Below are 15,641 nucleotides of genomic sequence, written 5' to 3'. Positions count from 1 at the left end.
CTACCGGGCCTACCCGGACGCCTCCCAGCGCCGTGCGCTGGCCCGTGCGTTCGGGTGTGCGCGTGTGGTGTGGAACGACTGCCTGCGCGACCGGAAGGAAGCGCACGCGGCGGGGCTGCCGTACGTGACGTCGGCCGAGCTGTCCCGGCTTCGCATCACCCAGGCCAAGCGCACCGAGGAACGCGCCTGGCTCGCCGACGTGTCGGCGGTCGTCCTGCAACAGTCCCTGCGGGACCTGGATGCCGCCTACAAGAACTTCTTCGACAGCCTCAAGGGCAAGCGGCAGGGCCGGAAGGTCGGTCCGCCTCGTTTCAAGTCGAAGAAGGACACTCGGCAGTCGGTCCGTCTCAACACCAACGCCTTCTCCCTCCAGGGCGACGGCACGGTGTACGTGGCCAAGGTCGGCGACCTGAAGGTCACGTGGTCCCGTCGGCTCCCGGCAGCCCCGACTTCCCTGACGGTCACCAGGGACAGCTGTGGCCGGTACTTCCTCAGCTTCGTCGTCGACACCGAGCCGGACATCCTCCCCGAGTCGGAGACCGACACCGGTATCGACCTCGGCCTGTCCGCCTTCGCCGTCCTGTCCGACGGACGGAAGATCGCTAGCCCCCGCTTCCTGCGCCGGGCCGAGAAGAAACTCAGGCGCCTTCAGCGGGAGCTGTCCCGCAAGACCAAGGGATCGAAGAACCGGGCCAAGGCCCGGATCAAGGTCGCACGCCAGCACGCCACGGTGGCGGACCGGCGCCGGGACTTCCACCACAAGGCATCCACACAGATCATTCGCGACAACCAAGCGGTGTACGTGGAGGACCTCGCGGTGTCCGGCCTGGCCCGCACCCGGCTCGCCACGTCCGTGCACGACGCGGGATGGTCCGCGTTCACCGGGATGCTGGAGTACAAGGCGGCTCTGCACGGCCGTACCTTCGCCAAGGTGGGCCGGGCCTTCCCTTCCTCGCAGGTCTGCTCGGCCTGCGGGTTCCGGGACGGACCCAAACCGCTCCACGTCCGTGAGTGGACGTGCGGCGCGTGCGGCACGGTGCACGACCGCGACCACAACGCAGCCCGCAACGTCCTCTTCGAAGGACGCCGTATCGTCGCCGCCGGACGGGCGGAGACGCCAAACGCCTGTGGAGCGCCGGTAAGACGGGCACACGTGCCCGCGCAGCGCGGTGAAGCAGGAAGCCCCCGGAAGGGTCAGACGACCCAGACCGGAATCCCTGGACATTAGGCCAGAGAGCACGTCAAGGTCACAACACCAAGCGCCCGCACCAGGCACTGAAGTCGCATCCGGAGACGATGGTCGACTTCGTCCGCTGCACGGTCGGGCCGCCGGAGGGCACACTCCCGCTGCATGGGACGTGCCGCACCGCGAGCGGCAGCGCACGTACGGAGGTGCGCCGGCGGACGGGGACGGTACCAGCGGCTCCAGGACGGCAGGCCGAGCAGGAGCTGATGTCGGTTCAGCGGTGGACAACCGCCTCGGCACGCTTGGCCCGCAGCAACTGCCCGCGCTTGTCGTCCTTGAACCCCCAGGTGAACGAGCCGGGCTTGCGTGCCTCGTCCGCCAGTTCCTTGACGACCCCCGTACAAGCGCGCTCCTTGATCCCCGCGGCGAGACGGCCACCGATGTAGTACCTGTTCGCGGTGTCGTCCTTGGAGGCGATCTGTACGGTGGCGGCGCGACGGCCCAGAGCGATGCACTGGCCGAAGAAACCCACGTTGATGGCCTCGGGCCGCGCGCCCGTGATCCGGGCCAGCACCGTGTCGGCGGCGTGCGCTCCCAGTGGACGAGCGGTCTGGCAGCTCATGCGCAGTGGCAGGTCCGACGGTGCCGCCGAATCCCCGGCCGCGACGATGCGCTCGTCGTCCACGCTCGTCAACGTCTCGTCGGTGAGCAGGCGGCCCAGGGTGTCGGTGCTCAGCCCGCTGCGCGTGGCCAGGTCCGGCACGCCGAACCCGGCGGTCCAGATGGTCACCGTGCTCGGCAGCGCTCGGCCGTCACGGAGTCGCACGGTATCGCGGGTCACCTCCGTCACCTTCGCGCCGGGACCTTCGAGTACGGTCACCCCGAGCCTGGACAGGCGCTTGGCGACCGAGCGCCGAACCCGCGGATGCAGATACGGCCCGAGCACCTCGCCGCACACCAGAGTCACCCGGCGGCCCTGCTCCGCCAGCTCGGCAGCGGTCTCGATACCGGTCGAACCAGCTCCCACGACCGTCACCGAGGCCGTCGCGGGCGCGCCGCCGACCACCGTCCCCAGCCGCTGCGCCTCTTCCAGGGTGGCGATCGGGTAGGCGAACTCGGCCGCTCCGGGGACGCGCGGGTCGGCGCTGCCGCTGCCCACCGCGTAGATCAGATAGTCGTAGCCGACCGTGCCGCCGCTCGCCAACGCCACCCCGCGCCCGGCCGCGTCGATCCGTTCCACGGTGTCGACCACCAGCCGGACGCGCTCGCCCAGAATCTCCCGGTAGTCGACGACCGCCGCGTGGGATCCGCCCACCACCTGGTGCAGGCGAACCCTTTCGACAAAGGTCGAACGCGGGTTGATCAGCGTCACTGTCACGTCGTCGCGCCGCGTCAGACGATTGGCCGCCAGAACGCCCGCGTATCCCCCGCCGATCACGACCACATCGGTGTTCCCTGTCACGGTGTCTCCTTCGCTTCAAGGGGTTCGGGCACAAGACACCGCATGACCGATCACCGTGACAGCATGTGAGGCAGATCACTCCACAGGGCCGGTACGCGGAGTCCCTCGCCCGGAGCCGATACTCCGGGAACGCGCGATGCCGGAGGCGAACAACCCCCCGAGGCCGCACCAGCATGTCCGCGCCTCACCATCGCCGACGTCCCTGGCCGACGTCGAGCGGGCCGAGCACCACAACCACGCGTTCCAGCGTGACCCTCGAAACCGGCAAAGGACCTCTTATCGGGTGGCCTGCGCCGCTTCCACGAGCCGGACCCAGCCGTACTCACGGACGGGAACGACTCGCTTGTCACCCGCCTGCACGCGCTCGGCTCACGCTCAGGATGCGCGGTCGGGCGGACGCGGCGCTTCAGTGCTTCCTCTCCGGTTCCGGCGAGGCGGAGCACGCCTGGCTGGCGCGGTGCATGGCCTTGAAGAGGGCGCGGGGCTCGGGCGAGTCGGGCAGGGGGCCGCGGGCGGGGGCCTCGAAGGACTGGAGCATCAGGGCGACGACCCGTCTCCAGGCGTCGGGAGCGGCGTCGCCGGTGGCGTTCACGACGCCGGCATTGGCCATGTACACCAGCACCAGGTCCTCGGGCGTGAAGTCCTCACGCAGATGTCCTGCGGCCTTGGCGCGGCCGATGAGCTGGACGACGCCCTCGTACGCCTGGTTTCGGCGCTCCTCCAGAGCCTTGGCCGTGGGGAAGGTCATGGTCAGCACGCCGGCGAAGCCGTAATCGGCGGCCTGCATCGCACAGACGGTTTCGATGAACCCCTCGAGACCGCGCCAGGGGTCGGAGTCGTCGAGGGCGACGCCGACCGCGTCGACGTAGGCGTCCATACGGTCGGCGAAGACCGCGGCGACCAGCTCTTCCTTTGTCGGGAACCGGCGGAACAGAGTGGCGATGCCCACTCCCGCCTCGCGGGCCACGGAAGCCATGGAGGCGTGCAGGCCGTCACGCTTGAACACCGTGCGCGCGGCGGCGACGATCCGCGCGCGGTTGCGCTCGGCATCGCTGCGCAGAGGCTGTGCGGCAGGGGCATCGCTGGATCGGGCGCCAAGGTTCATGACGCCCAGTCTACCGAAGCGGAATGCACTATCCAGTTTTAGTGTTAGCGTAGGCACCGCCGAACCGGACAGCCCTTTCCGGATGTCGAATCGGATACCCCTTTCCGAATCGAGCGGACCGATGCCAAGGAGTTGATGATCAGTGCGCGCTGTGACAGTGGCGCAGGTACCCGGCAGCCCCGAGGTGACCGAGGTGGAGGTGCCCCGCCCGCAGGCCGGTGAGGTGCTGGTGAAGGTGGCCGCTTCCTCGGTGAACGGGTTCGACGTGGCCACGGCGGCCGGATACCTACAGGGCATGATGGAGCACCGCTTCCCGCTGGTCCCCGGCAAGGACTTCGCCGGTACCGTCGAGGCGGTCGGCGAGGGTGTCGAGGGTTTCGCGGTCGGCGACGCCGTGTTCGGCGTGGACACCAAGGCGTACCTGGGCGCCGGTTCGATGGCGCAGTACGTCGCCGTTCCCGCTGCCGTCGGCATCGCCCACCGGCCCGACGGGGTCTCGGTGCGTGACGCCGGCGCACTCGGGCTGGCGGGCACCGCCGCCTTCGACGGTCTCGCCCTGCTCGGCCCGCTGAAGGACAGGACGGTACTGATCTCCGGTGCCACCGGCGGCGTTGGTGCCATCGCCGTACAGCTCGCCACGGCCCGGGGCGCCAGGGTGATCGCCACAGCCAGGCCGGGTTCCGAGAGCGGCTTCGTCTCGGCGCTGACCGACGCCGAGGTGACCGTCATCGACTACACCCAGGACGTGACCCCGCAGGTCCGGGCGATCGCCCCCGACGGCGTGGACGCGGTGCTCCACCTCGCCGGCGACCTCGCCGAACTCACCGCGCTCACCCGCGACGGCGGCGCCGTCGCCTCCGCCCTGACCCTCGCCCCGGTTCCCGAGGCCTCGGAGAACCGCAAGGTGCACACCGCCGTGCTCCGGTCCAACCCGACGGCCGACACCCTGTCCACCCTCGCCGGGTACGTCGCCTCCGGCGCCCTCACGGTGCCGGTGAACTCGGCGTTCGTCCTGGAGCGTGCCCCCGAGGCGTTCGCCGCGTTCGGTGCCGGCACCGTCGGCAAGATCGCCGTCACCGTCGCCTGACCAGTCCCTGTACCAGACACTTTCCCCGCGAAAGGACTTCACCATGCCCAGCATCGCCATCGTCGGAGCCGGCCCCGGCATGGGCCTCGCCATCGCCCGCACCTTCGGCTCGCGCGGCTACGACGTCGCCCTCATCGCCCGCAACCGCGCCAAGCTCGACGACCTCGTCGCCCGGCTCACCGCCGAGGGCATCACCGCCGCCGCGTTCCCCGCCGACGTGCTCGACCACGACGCGCTGACCCAGGCCCTCAAGGACGCCGCCACCCGCTTCGGCGGCATCGACGTCCTGGAGCACTCCCCCTCCCCGGGCAACGGCTCCATCAACTCCATGAACCTCACCTCCCCGTCCCGGACCAGCCCCTCCGATGTGCAGGGATGGATCGACTTCCTGCTCCACAGCGCCATCACCGCCACCCAGGCCGTCCTGCCCGCGATGCGTGAGGCCGGCGCGGGCACCCTGCTGTTCACCAACGGCGCCGGCTCGGTCGACCCCATCCCGATGCTCGGCAACGTCAACCCCGCCCAGGCGGCGCTGCGCAACTGGGTACTCAACCTGCACAAGGAGCTGGCCGGCACCGGTGTCCAGGCCGCGCACGTCGCCATCGGCGTGTGGATCGGCGCGGGCGGCCCTCCCGAGATCCCGACCGCCGAGGCCGAGGACATCGCTCCTCTCTACTGGGACCTGCACACCCAGCACGACGAAGCCGAGCGCGTCTTCGCCGCCTGACGCCTCCCGGCGCATCCTGATCCGCTCCCCCTCACCCGCCGCGGCGATCCTCGCCGCGGCGGGACCGAAGAAGAAGGCTTCCGCCCGGATGAACGTGTTCCTGTGGATTCTCCAGGGCGTCCTCGCCGCGTTGTTCGCGGCGGCCGGCGTCACCAAGGCCACCCAGCCCCGCGAAAAGCTCATGTCCCAGCTGCCGTGGGTCAGTGACGTCTCGACACCCGTGGTGCGTCTGATCGGCGTCACCGAACTCGCCGGCGCCCTCGGGCTGATCCTGCCGGGTGCCTTCGACATCGCCACCACGCTCACCCCGTCGGCCGCCACCGGCCTGGCTGTGATCATGGTCCTGGCCATGGGCCTCCACGCCCGTCGCAAGGAGCCGCAGGCCATCGGGTTCAACGCGATCCTGCTCATCGTCGCCACGGTCATCATGTGGGGCCGGTTCGGGCCCTACTCCTTCTGACCCCCCACTCCCCCCGCGACCACGCCGGCCGGGCCACTCCTCCCAACCCCTGTCCGCCGGCCGGAGACGACCGTGGACCTGGGCATTGCCTCCCTGTCCGACCTGCGGACCGGCCCCGGCGCAGAAAAACTGCATGCCCCGGGGCTCCGCACCCGCGAGATCGTCTCCGTACGTCGATCCCATGGTGGCCGCACGGTCCATTGCCCTGCGGCTGCCGCCCATCTGACCAGGACGATCCCCACCGAACCCGCTGAGCCGTCACCGCCGACCGGCCCCACACCGAGGTAAGCGTCACGCTCGGTCTCGAACTCGTCGTCGTCCTGGGTGCGGCGGGGCCGACGGGCACGTAGGGCGAGTCGTCGACGCGCGGGAAGCCGGGTCGGGGCAGTTCGGTGGCCAGTTACCGGGTCGCCTTCGCCGGCAGGGTGGCCGGGGCAGTGGTGGCCATGACCAGGCGGACGGTCCCGTCCGGGCCCCACCAACCGAGCCGGGCTTCAGCGGCCCACCAGGTCGCCGTGCGACCGTCACGGAAGGTGCGCTCGATGCGCGACCAGGTGCCGGGGTGTTCGGCGTCCTGGCAGGTCAGGCGGCGGGCAGCGATGACGGGAGTGTGGGCGACGCGGCCGTGGTCTCGGGTGTCGTGCCGGGGCTTGAGGGCCATCACGAACGGCAGGCCGGCGGCGTGCGGCGCGGCGCGGAAGCTGTCCTGGTCGCTGTAGGCGCAGTCGGCGCCACCGCGCAAAAGACCAGCCCGGCCACCGTGGCCCGGGCGGCCAGATCGGCCGCGATGTGCACGTTGGTGCGGAATCCGGATCATTCTTGCCTCGGGAGAAGTGATGGGCCGAGGTGTAAGGGCGGGCGTGCACCGGGTAGTGGACGCGCTCGTCCGCCCGGCAGGGGGCCACGGTGACCACACCCCGGTCGGCCGTCCCGACCGAGCGGCCAGCGGCAGCCCAGCGAGGTATTCGCGAACTCGCGCCGCTGGGCCGGCGTCCCGAGAGATCATCGAAGCGGACGGCGTACACCTCCAGCGGACCCGGTGCGGGCGGACACGGCAGCCCCTTCGTCATCTCAGGCTCTCCAGGCCGTAGTTGACGCTCTCATGGCACGGCCCGCTCCTGTACGAACCCGCCGTCGGCAAACCACCGTTAGTCGCTCAGCCACACGTAGTCGTACGAGACCTGGTTCCCCTCGACCTTGGTCACGGCCACCGCGATGTCCTGTTTCTTTCCGTCCTTGGACGTCACCGTGCAGTCGACCGTGGCCCGCTGCTGTGCCTTCAGGTCTCCGGCGCAGCTGACCGCCCGCGGCTTCTCCTGCACCAGCGGCAGGGCGTAGTGCTCGCGGACCTGCTTCTCGACCTCCGTCCGCGAGACGGTGGCCGTGGCGCCGACGGTGCTGGTCGACTCGGTGCTCAGCAGCCGGGGTACGGCTATGGCCAGGCCAACGAGGGCCACGGCGGTGGCGGCGGTCAGGGACACGGCGACGTACTTCATGATCTTCTCCTCTGGGGCGCTCGCTTGAGTGACGCTTCCTGAGGAGACTGGCTCGCCGTGCGGCCCTGACGCTTCGGCCTGCGGGCCGAAGACGGCTGCCCGTGGTCGGCCCGCAGGCCGACCCGGAACGGTCAGGCGGGCGGTGCCTGGCGGTCGCGTACGAGGCCGGTGTCCCAGGCCCAGGCGGCGATCTCGACGCGGTTGCGGACGCTCAGCTTGTCCTTGATGTTGGCCAGATGGGTCTTCACCGTGCCCAGGGACAGGTACAGCTCGTCGCAGATCTCCTGGTTGGTGCGGCCCACCGCGAGCAGGCGCACGACGTCCGTTTCCCGCTCGGAGAGCGGATGCGGGATGGCCGGGGCGGGCTGCTGTCCGGCGAGGTGCTTGAGGAGGCGGACGGTGACGGCAGGGGAGACCAGGGCGTCACCGCGGGCGGCGGACCGTACGGCCTCGATCAGGAGGGTGGAGCCGGCGTCCTTCAGCAAGAAGCCGCAGGCGCCGTTGCGCAGGGCGGTGTAGGCGTAGTCGTCCTGGTCGAAGGTGGTCACGACGACGACGCGCATCGGGTCGATGGCGCCCGGTCCGGCCAGGGCGCGGGTGACTTCCAGGCCGTCCAGCTTGGGCATGCGGATGTCGACGAGGCACACGTCCGGGCGCAGCCGGCGGGCGAGTTCGACGCACTCGGCGCCGTCGGCGGCCTCACCGATGACCTCCAGGTCGGGCTGGGTGCCGAGGATCAGCCGGAAACCGGTGCGGACCATCTCCTGGTCGTCCGCGATCAGCACGCGTGTGCGGGTACCGCCCGCCCCGTTCGTAGCGTCGGAGCCGTTCATGCGGGTGATCCTGCCACAGTCGGCAGGACCGGGAAGGCGGCGCTCACGCTCCAGCCGCCGTCCGCTGTCCGGCCGCTGGTGAGGGTGCCTTCCACGGCTTCGACGCGTTCCCGCAGGCCCACCAGGCCGAAGCCGCCCCGGCCGCCCGCCGGGGCGGAGGCGCGGGCCGTCGGTGCCGTGTTGCGCACCTCCACGCGCAGCCGGTGGCGGTCGCCTTGCTGGTGGAGGTCGAGGCGGACGGCGACGTCGGCGCCGGGGGCGTGGCGGCGTACGTTCGTCAGCGCCTCCTGCACCACGCGGTGGACGGAGGTCTCCACCTCCGGGGCCAGCCGGACCCCGCGCACCGCGTCCCCGACGTCCAGCCTCGCCTCGGTGCCGTGCCCGGCGAACGCGGAGACCAGGCGGTCCAGCTCGGTCAGCAGCTCGCCCGGGCGCGCGGCCTCATGGTCCTCCTCCCGCAGGACCCGTACCAGGCGGCGCATGGAGTCCAGGGTCTCGCCGCCCGCCCGGGAGATGCCCTCCAGCAGGGGTTTGACCTGTTCCGGCGAGGTCTCCTGGATCATCAGCGCGGCGTTGGCGTGGACGACGATGCCGGTGACGTGGTGGGCGACGAAGTCATGCAGATCGCGGGCGAGTTCGAGGCGTTCGTTGTGGCGTACGGCGTCCAGGGCCCGGGCCCGGCGCGCGTCCAGCAGCCGCAGGTAGCAGGCCAGGCCGACGGCCCCGCCGACCGCGAAGGTCAGAAAGAAGGAGTATCCGAGGAATTCACGCGCCGGGCCCCCGCGCATCGGCTGGACGATCACCGCGGCGCCCAGCACCGCCGACAGCGCCACGGCGGTGGCCGGCCGGCGCACCCGGCGTACGGTCCGGACGAGCAACGCGAGCAGAGCGACCGTTTCCAGCAGGCCCCACGTACCGCTGGAGAGCGGGGCATACGCCCACAGGCCCGCGGTCAGGGCCAGGGAGCCCAGCGCGGCGGCGCCGGCCCGCCACTCGGGACCCGGGCGGTGGGTGGGGAAGAGCAGCGCGGCGGCGGCGAGCGGGCCGGCGCCGAGGGGCAGCCAGCTCGACCAGCGGTGCTGCGGGTCGTAGTGGGCCGCCACGTCGAGCAGCCACACCAGGGCCAGGCCCCCGCAGAGCGAGACCGTGATGGTGTGCCGGACGGCCGGGGTGAGCGGAGTATCGGGTTCCACGCCGGAAAGGGTACGGATCGACGGCCGATGCGCGGGTCGGCCCGCAGGCCGATGCCGGGTGCCCCGTACCGGCCCGGCGGCCGAGGACGCGCGGTGTGGCAGGGCGGGATCGTCGACGGCATGCAGATCCTCACCGTTGTCGACTTCGCCCTGGCGGCGCTGGCCGGGCTGTGCCTCGTCCTGTGCGCCCTCGTCACCGTGGGGGTGGCCCCATGACCTCGTACGGTACGGCCACCGCCTCCCCTGTTCTGGCCGGCATCGGTCTGACCAAGTCCTGCACTGCCTCGCCGGTGTCGTCGCCCCGGTGGTCGTCGGCTACGCGTGGTTCACCGAGGAGAAGAAGGACGAGGTCGACGGCATCCTGGTGTTCTTCGCCGTCGTCTTCCTCGCGCTGTCCGTGATCGGCCCATGGGTGGCCGGCGTCCTGGGCCGCATCGTCAGTGCCAGCGCCACGCCCCCCGCGCCCCTGCTCGCCGGGCGCCGCATGCTGGACGATCCCACGAGCGCGTGGCGTACGGTCTCCGGGCTCGCCTTCGCCGGATTCGTCGCCCTCTTCGGCGTGGCCGGTGGGTCTCCCTGGGTAGCTCGGGCATGCTCGCCGTGGCCGTGCCCAAGAGCACCGGGACCGCGGTCCAGCACGAGGCGCGGGAGCCCCTGAAGAACGCCCGGGTCGCCGTCGGCGGCGAGAACAGCGTCCAGGTCACGGTGCTCGCCGGCACGGAGAACCTGGACCGCCGCCGCACCTACGGTCTACTCCGGCACCCCGCTCACAGTCCTGGACGAGGTCCGCCGCAAGGAGACCCGCATCCCCGTGGCCGTCCTGGCGGGCGACCGGCCTCTTCACCGCCACCCCGCTCACCGTCCTCGGTGGCGTCGCCCTGCTCGCCGCAGGCTTGTGCCCCGGCGTCGCGGGACTGCCGGCGGCGAGCGCCCTCAGCCGCCCCCGGCTGAAGCCGGTCACGGTCCGGCCGGGCCCGCGCGGCGAGTGACCGCCCACCCGCCGATGCACCGCCAACTCGCCCACAGAGCAACGAAGTTGAGACATGGCGGCCTTTCTGTACTCGATCGCCACCGGGCTGGCCTTCCTGTTCTACCTCGCCCGGGTACGGCGCGACCCCTGCCGCTTCGGCAACGCCGTACTGCTCGGCCTGGCCCTCGTGCTGCTGCCCCTGGCCCTGCTCGCCCAGACCGCGACCGGCAGCGCGCCCGCGCCGCTCGTCGCGGCGATGACCATGACCGTCCTGCTGCTCACCCTGGGGGTGTTCGTCCTCGGCTCCGGCCCGATCGGCGGCTCCCGGGTGCCGCCGCTGCCGGCGAGCAGGCTGGACCGGGCGCGTGCGGTGTACGAGTAGCAGGCCGCGCGGGGCGTTCCCCCGCTGCCGATCACCTCCGGCGGGCAGGGCCCCGACGCGGACCTGCCCGAAGCCCACGCGATGGCCGCCCACCTCATCGCGCACGGCGTCCCCGAGACCCACGTCGTACCCGAGGACCGCTCGCGCACCGCCGCCGGCTTCTGGCCCAGCATGACGATCCGCGATCTTCCCGCACCACCGGAAGGCCGACCTCACGGTGTGCGCGCTGCTCGGCGTGCTGCTGCCTGCGTACGCGGCGTCGCCCGGTGACCTCGACCGGCCGGGCGGGGCGGCTGCCCGTGCCGGGTTCGCTCAGAGGCCGCGGTGCGGAGTGAACGAGCCGATCTGGGACGGCTTGGCCCGGTTGAGCGTGGTCTCGAAGCGGGCGTCCCGGTCCTGGAGAGGGAAGTTGGCGCTGCCCCAGGTGGCGTTCCACAGCGCGTCGAAGGCTTTGCCGTTGGTGTTCCTCAGGCGGTCCATGGCGACCAGGTGCGGCCGGTCCCAGTCCTTGACGACCTCAGGGGCCTCGCCCGACTTCGCGAAGCGGAAGGCGTGCGTACCCGGCTCGTCCCGGTGGTAGACGATCTTGGCGCGGTTGCCGGAGCGCTCGATCCGGCCGAACGGCCTGGTGTCGTACCGGCCGTGCGCGGAGGCGGACACGTAGGAGGGTTCCTCCGCACCGCGCGCCTGCCAGACCACGACGGCCTCCCAGTCGTGGCGGTGCCCGGAGAAGCGGCCCTGGTCCTTCTCGAAGTACAGGGCGTAGACGTACGCGCACCATGTGGGGTCGCACGCGGTCCGGACGTAGGTGTTGGCGCTGCCGACGTACCGGCAGTCCCGCCGGGGTTCCCGGACGGGCTCAGGCCGCCGTTGAGCCGCCCGTCGGGGCCGACGGCCGACGAGGGGAAGCAGCCGTCGCTGTCGTAGTCGAAGAGCGGCTGGTACTTGTCCTGGAAGGCGGAAGCCTGGTACGGCAGGGCGGGCGGGGCCACGGCGAACGCGCTGGCCGGCAGGCCGACGGTCAGTACGGCCGCGCTGCCCGCGACGATCGCGGCCTTGGTGAGACGGGACGGTCTTCCGCCCTTGACTGCGTGGGACACGGGGGGTGTTCTCCTATCGCTCGTGGTGTGCGCCGCGCCGGAATCCGCCGCGGCGGACCTGGATGGCGGCCGACCGCCTTGGCGTAACGGTCGAAGATCTCCAGACACGCCGAGGGCCCGTCCCCGTTCCCCGGAGAACAGGGACAGGGCCCTCCGGCGAGTGTCGCTACTCCGCCTTGATCGCCTGGAGCACGTTCAGCCGCGCGGCCCGCCGGGCCGGCCACAGCGCGGCCAGGACGCCGACCGTCGCCGCCAGCAGCAGGAAGACCGCCATCCGGCCCCAGGGCAGGACCAGTTCGTACGTCGGCATCTTCGCGCTCAGCAGTTCCCCGGCCGCCCAGCCGAAGAACACGCCGAGCCCGATGCCGAGCACTCCGCCGAGGAGGGAGATCACCAGGGACTCCAGGCGGACCATCCGCTTGGTGCCCTGGCGGTCCAGGCCGATCGCCCGGAGCATGCCGATCTCCTGGGAGCGTTCGAAGACCGACATGGCCAGGGTGTTGACCACGCCGAGGACCGCCACGATCACCGCCATGGCCAGCAGGCCGTAGACCATGTTCAGGAGCAGCGTGAACGTGCGCGCGCTCTCGTTGGAGATGTCCCGCTTGTCCTGGATCTTGATCGCCGGGTTGGTGCCGAGTGCCTTCACCAACCGGTCCTTCGTCGCGTCGGAAGTGCCGTCGGCGGTCTTCACCATCACCTTCATGATGGCCGGGTCCGGCTCGTGTGGGGCGAGGGTCGCGGTGTCGATCATGATGCCGTTGAGCACGGTGTTGCCCTCATAGACCCCGGTGACCGTCAGCTCCTGCTTCTTGCCGTCCTCGTAGGCGGCCGTGAAGCTCGAACCGGCCTGCCAGCCACGGGACTTGGCGGTTTCCTGGTCGACGACGACCCGCGTGCCGCCGACCTTGAGGGAGCCTTCCTGGACCTTGAGGTCGGTCACGTCGCCGAGCGCGGTGCCGTTGACGCCGGTCAGGGGCTCGTTCACGCCGCGGATCTGAGCGAATGCGCTGACCATGGGGCTGACGGCGGTGACCCCGTCGGCCCGCTCCAGCTTCTTCTCGACCTCCGGCGACAGCAGGTTGCCGTTCGCCATGGACACCGTGTAGTCGGCGCGGATCGAGGACGCCGCCATCGTGTCGATGCCCTGCCGCAGGCTGTTCGCCATCACCGTCATGCCGGTGATGAGGGTGAGCCCGATCATCAGCGCCGCGGCGGTGGCGGCCGTGCGACGCGGGTTGCGTGCCGCGTTCTCCCGGGCCAGCTTGCCCGCGACGCCGAAGCCGCGCAGGGCCGGTGCCGTGGCCGCGATCAGCGGGCGGGACAGCAGCGGGGTCAGGATGAACACGCCGATGAGCAGCAGGACGGCGCCCAGCCCCATCGGGGCCTGCCCGCTGTCGTCGCCCATCGTCGTGGCGGCCAGGACGACCGCGACGCCCACCGCCGAGAACAGGGCGCCCAGGGTGTTGCGCAGCACCAGCGACTTGGTGCTCGCCTGCGCGTGGATGCTGCTCATCGCCGCCACCGGCGGGATCTTCGCGGCCCTGCGGCCCGGCAGCCACGCCGCCAGCATGGTCACCAGGATGCCGACCGCGAGGGCGGTGACGACCGTGCCGGAGGAGACGACGAGCGGCCCGTCGGGGACGGTCGCGCCGAACGAGCCCATCAGCAGGCGCAGTCCGGCGCCGATGCCGACACCCGCGAGCAGACCGGTGACGGCGGCGACCGCACCCACCACGAACGCCTCGATCAGCACCGACCGCGTCACCTGCCGGCGTGAGGCGCCGACCGCGCGCAGCAGCGCCAGCTCCTTGGTGCGCTGGGCGACCAGCATGGTGAAGGTGTTGGCGATGATGAACGTGCCGACGAACAGCGCGATCGCGGCGAAGCCCAGCAGGACGTTCTTCAGGCCGTCCATCGACTGGGCGATCTGCGCCGCCTCCTGCCTGGCGAGCTCCTGACCAGTGGTGGTCTCGACGAGGTCCTTCGGAAGCGCCTTGTCGAGCTCCGCCTTGAGCGCGGCCTGGCTGACGCCCGGCTTCGCCGTGACGTCGATCTGGTCGTACGTGCCCGGCTTGGCGAGCAGCTTCTGCGCGGTCGCCGTGTCGAAGAGGGTGAGGCTGCCGCCGGCGGCGACGTTGCCGTCGTCGGTGGTGAAGATGCCGCTGATCGTCGGGGTCAGCACGGGGCCGTCGACGGACAGCCGTACGGTGTCGCCGACCTTGTAGCCGGTGCGCTCGGCCGTCTTGGAGTCGATGAGGACCTCGCCCCGGCCCTTCGGGGCGTGCCCGGCGATCAGCGGGTACCGGGCGTCCTTGGCGCCCCAGTAGTTCGCGCCCCGTGACTCGAAGCCGCTGCCGGCAGGCTTGCCGTCCTTGTCGGCGAGGGCGGTGAAGCCGCTGACGACCCCGATGACCTGCCCGGCCCCGGGCACCCGGGCGCTGTCGTGGAGCACCGCCCGGGTCAGCTCAGGCCGTCGGCCCGCCCGGTCGCTCGGGTACTTCGGCTGGATGGCGACGTCGACCTGGTCGAAGCCCTTGGCGGAGCTCTTCTGGTAGGCGTCGGAGATGGTGTTGGTGAAGACCAGGGTCCCTGACACGAAGGCCACGCCGAGCATCACGGCGAGGACGGTCATCAGGAGCCGGGCTTTGTGCGCGAGGACGTTGCGCAGGGCGGTGCGGAACATCAGTTGGTGCGCCCCTTCGCGTCGAACTCGGGGGTCCGGGGCCGCGCGGCGGAGCCGCTGAGGTTACCGCCCCCAGGAAGAAGGCGCATGAAGTCGAGCACGTTGTCCGCCGTCGGCCGGTGCATCTCGTCGACGATCCGTCCGTCCGCGAGGAACACCACCCGGTCCGCGTACGACGCCGCCACCGGGTCGTGCGTCACCATCACCACGGTCTGCCCCAACTCCCGTACGGAGTCGCGCAAGAAACCCAGCACCTCGGCGCCGGACCGCGAGTCGAGGTTTCCCGTCGGCTCGTCGCCGAAGACGATCTCGGGCTTCGAGGCCAGCGCGCGGGCCACGGCGACGCGCTGCTGCTGGCCGCCGGAGAGCTGGGAGGGCCGGTGGCCGAGCCGGTCCGCCAGGCCCACCATCCGGATGACGGAGTCCAGCCACTGCCGGTCCGGCGTGCGGCCCGCGATGTCCATCGGGAGGGTGATGTTCTCCAGGGCCGTCAGGGTCGGCAGCAGGTTGAACGCCTGGAAGATGAAGCCGATCTTGTCCCGGCGCAGCTTGGTCAGCTGCTTGTCCTTCAGCGAGCCCAGCTCGGTCTCGCCGATGCGCGCGGACCCGGAGGAGAACGTGTCGAGGCCGGCCACGCAGTGCATCAGGGTCGACTTTCCGGAGCCGGAGGGGCCCATGATCGCGGTGAACTCGGCCTGCCGGAAGTCGACGGAGACCCGGTCCAGGGCGACCACCTGGGTCTCACCCTGCCCGTAGGTCTTCGACAGATCCGTGGCGCGCGCGGCCACGGTGGTGGCCCGGTCGGCGAGGGATGCGGTGGTCACGGGACGGTGCTCCTGCCAGGACGAGGGGGTGTACGAGCTCATCGGGCCGCCTCCGTCGTGACGAGGGCGCACAGGACGAAACACAGCCCGGCGAGCGCCGCCAAGAAGAAGTCGAGAACAGTGAGGTTCT

At 71.2% G+C, this 15,641-nt stretch carries 15 protein-coding genes and 2 pseudogenes; 8 read left to right on the top strand and 9 right to left on the bottom strand.

The features are described from left to right. On the top strand, positions 1–1,228 hold a 1,228-nt coding region (locus PV682_RS38030; protein ID WP_319736612.1), incomplete at its 5' end, for an RNA-guided endonuclease InsQ/TnpB family protein. Between the two features lie 232 nt (positions 1,229–1,460). On the opposite strand, the gene PV682_RS38025 is transcribed toward PV682_RS38030, so the two are convergent. Both PV682_RS38025 and PV682_RS38020 read right to left on the bottom strand, forming a co-directional pair. Continuing rightward, complete coding sequence (locus PV682_RS38025; RefSeq protein ID WP_319736607.1) at positions 1,461–2,648, bottom strand: NAD(P)/FAD-dependent oxidoreductase; 1,188 nt, start codon at positions 2,646–2,648, stop codon at positions 1,461–1,463. Between the two features lie 406 nt (positions 2,649–3,054). Continuing rightward, positions 3,055–3,753 carry a TetR/AcrR family transcriptional regulator gene (locus PV682_RS38020; RefSeq protein WP_319736599.1) on the bottom strand — a complete coding sequence of 233 codons (699 nt, stop codon included), beginning with the start codon at positions 3,751–3,753 and terminating at the stop codon, positions 3,055–3,057. A 142-nt stretch (positions 3,754–3,895) separates the two neighbouring features. Here PV682_RS38020 and PV682_RS38015 point away from each other — a divergent pair, with 142 nt between their 5' ends. From PV682_RS38015 to PV682_RS38005, 3 genes are all read left to right on the top strand, one after another. After that, complete coding sequence (locus PV682_RS38015; RefSeq protein WP_319736593.1) at positions 3,896–4,840, top strand: NADP-dependent oxidoreductase; 945 nt, start codon at positions 3,896–3,898, stop codon at positions 4,838–4,840. A 43-nt stretch (positions 4,841–4,883) separates the two neighbouring features. Further along, positions 4,884–5,567: an SDR family NAD(P)-dependent oxidoreductase gene (locus PV682_RS38010; protein ID WP_319736586.1), complete on the top strand. Its 684-nt coding sequence runs from the start codon at positions 4,884–4,886 to the stop codon at positions 5,565–5,567. 88 nt (positions 5,568–5,655) lie between these two features. Then, positions 5,656–6,027 (top strand): DoxX family protein, encoded by a 372-nt coding sequence (locus tag PV682_RS38005; RefSeq protein WP_319736578.1) that lies wholly within the window; start codon positions 5,656–5,658, stop codon positions 6,025–6,027. 403 nt (positions 6,028–6,430) lie between these two features. Here PV682_RS38005 and PV682_RS44575 read toward each other — a convergent pair. From PV682_RS44575 to PV682_RS37985, 4 genes and pseudogenes are all read right to left on the bottom strand, one after another. Further along, positions 6,431–7,097: pseudogene (locus PV682_RS44575) on the bottom strand (transposase); the annotation flags it as partial. A 78-nt stretch (positions 7,098–7,175) separates the two neighbouring features. Then, a complete protein-coding gene (locus tag PV682_RS37995; RefSeq protein WP_319736571.1) occupies positions 7,176–7,523 on the bottom strand; it encodes a DUF4333 domain-containing protein in 348 nt (115 codons plus the stop codon). A 131-nt stretch (positions 7,524–7,654) separates the two neighbouring features. Then, on the bottom strand, positions 7,655–8,356 hold the full coding sequence (locus PV682_RS37990; protein ID WP_319736566.1) for a response regulator transcription factor: 702 nt from the start codon (positions 8,354–8,356) through the stop codon (positions 7,655–7,657). Further along, positions 8,353–9,549 (bottom strand): sensor histidine kinase, encoded by a 1,197-nt coding sequence (locus PV682_RS37985; RefSeq protein ID WP_319736559.1) that lies wholly within the window; start codon positions 9,547–9,549, stop codon positions 8,353–8,355. Before PV682_RS37985 ends, PV682_RS37990 begins: the two co-directional genes overlap by 4 nt. 27 nt (positions 9,550–9,576) lie before the next feature. On the opposite strand from PV682_RS37985, the gene PV682_RS37980 reads away from it, so the two are divergent. The 4 genes from PV682_RS37980 to PV682_RS44445 all read left to right on the top strand — a co-directional run bounded on the left by PV682_RS37980 (position 9,577) and on the right by PV682_RS44445 (position 11,171). Continuing rightward, positions 9,577–9,765: a hypothetical protein gene (locus tag PV682_RS37980; RefSeq protein WP_319736553.1), complete on the top strand. Its 189-nt coding sequence runs from the start codon at positions 9,577–9,579 to the stop codon at positions 9,763–9,765. A gap of 88 nt (positions 9,766–9,853) precedes the next feature. After that, the gene (locus PV682_RS37975; RefSeq protein WP_319736546.1) at positions 9,854–10,207 is read left to right on the top strand and encodes a hypothetical protein; all 354 of its coding nucleotides are present in this window, start codon (positions 9,854–9,856) and stop codon (positions 10,205–10,207) included. A gap of 385 nt (positions 10,208–10,592) precedes the next feature. Beyond that, entirely contained in the window at positions 10,593–10,901 is a 309-nt protein-coding gene (locus PV682_RS44450) for a hypothetical protein (protein ID WP_407705811.1), read from the top strand. A 24-nt stretch (positions 10,902–10,925) separates the two neighbouring features. Beyond that, positions 10,926–11,171, top strand: a complete 246-nt coding sequence (locus PV682_RS44445; protein WP_407705812.1) for a YdcF family protein — start codon at positions 10,926–10,928, stop codon at positions 11,169–11,171. Positions 11,172–11,213: 42 nt separating this feature from the next. Here the strand turns inward: PV682_RS44445 and PV682_RS37965 are convergent. The 3 genes and pseudogenes from PV682_RS37965 to PV682_RS37955 all read right to left on the bottom strand — a co-directional run bounded on the left by PV682_RS37965 (position 11,214) and on the right by PV682_RS37955 (position 15,511). Next, positions 11,214–11,893, bottom strand: a pseudogene (locus PV682_RS37965) (NPP1 family protein). A 274-nt stretch (positions 11,894–12,167) separates the two neighbouring features. Beyond that, a complete protein-coding gene (locus PV682_RS37960) occupies positions 12,168–14,687 on the bottom strand; it encodes an ABC transporter permease (protein ID WP_319736540.1) in 2,520 nt (839 codons plus the stop codon). Continuing rightward, positions 14,687–15,511 carry an ABC transporter ATP-binding protein gene (locus tag PV682_RS37955; RefSeq protein WP_319736534.1) on the bottom strand — a complete coding sequence of 275 codons (825 nt, stop codon included), beginning with the start codon at positions 15,509–15,511 and terminating at the stop codon, positions 14,687–14,689. Before PV682_RS37955 ends, PV682_RS37960 begins: the two co-directional genes overlap by 1 nt. Between the last annotated feature and the right edge of the window lie 130 nt (positions 15,512–15,641).

It is taken from the genome of Streptomyces niveiscabiei (assembly GCF_033794345.1).
In the GTDB taxonomy this organism is placed as follows: domain Bacteria; phylum Actinomycetota; class Actinomycetes; order Streptomycetales; family Streptomycetaceae; genus Streptomyces; species Streptomyces niveiscabiei.
The sequence above is the reverse complement of the archived record's forward strand: the minus strand, read 5'-3'. Positions and strand labels throughout refer to the sequence as shown.

What these genes read in the sequence shown, in the direction of transcription:
- PV682_RS38020 (WP_319736599.1), bottom strand. Translation starts at nt 3,753, where the DNA reads ATGAACCTTGGCGCCCGATCCAGCGATGCCCCTGCCGCACAGCCTCTG.
- PV682_RS38010 (WP_319736586.1), top strand. Translation starts at nt 4,884, where the DNA reads ATGCCCAGCATCGCCATCGTCGGAGCCGGCCCCGGCATGGGCCTCGCC.
- PV682_RS38005 (WP_319736578.1), top strand. Translation starts at nt 5,656, where the DNA reads ATGAACGTGTTCCTGTGGATTCTCCAGGGCGTCCTCGCCGCGTTGTTC.
- PV682_RS37995 (WP_319736571.1), bottom strand. Translation starts at nt 7,523, where the DNA reads ATGAAGTACGTCGCCGTGTCCCTGACCGCCGCCACCGCCGTGGCCCTC.
- PV682_RS37990 (WP_319736566.1), bottom strand. Translation starts at nt 8,356, where the DNA reads ATGAACGGCTCCGACGCTACGAACGGGGCGGGCGGTACCCGCACACGC.
- PV682_RS37980 (WP_319736553.1), top strand. Translation starts at nt 9,577, where the DNA reads ATGCGCGGGTCGGCCCGCAGGCCGATGCCGGGTGCCCCGTACCGGCCC.
- PV682_RS44450 (WP_407705811.1), top strand. Translation starts at nt 10,593, where the DNA reads ATGGCGGCCTTTCTGTACTCGATCGCCACCGGGCTGGCCTTCCTGTTC.
- PV682_RS37960 (WP_319736540.1), bottom strand. Translation starts at nt 14,687, where the DNA reads ATGTTCCGCACCGCCCTGCGCAACGTCCTCGCGCACAAAGCCCGGCTC.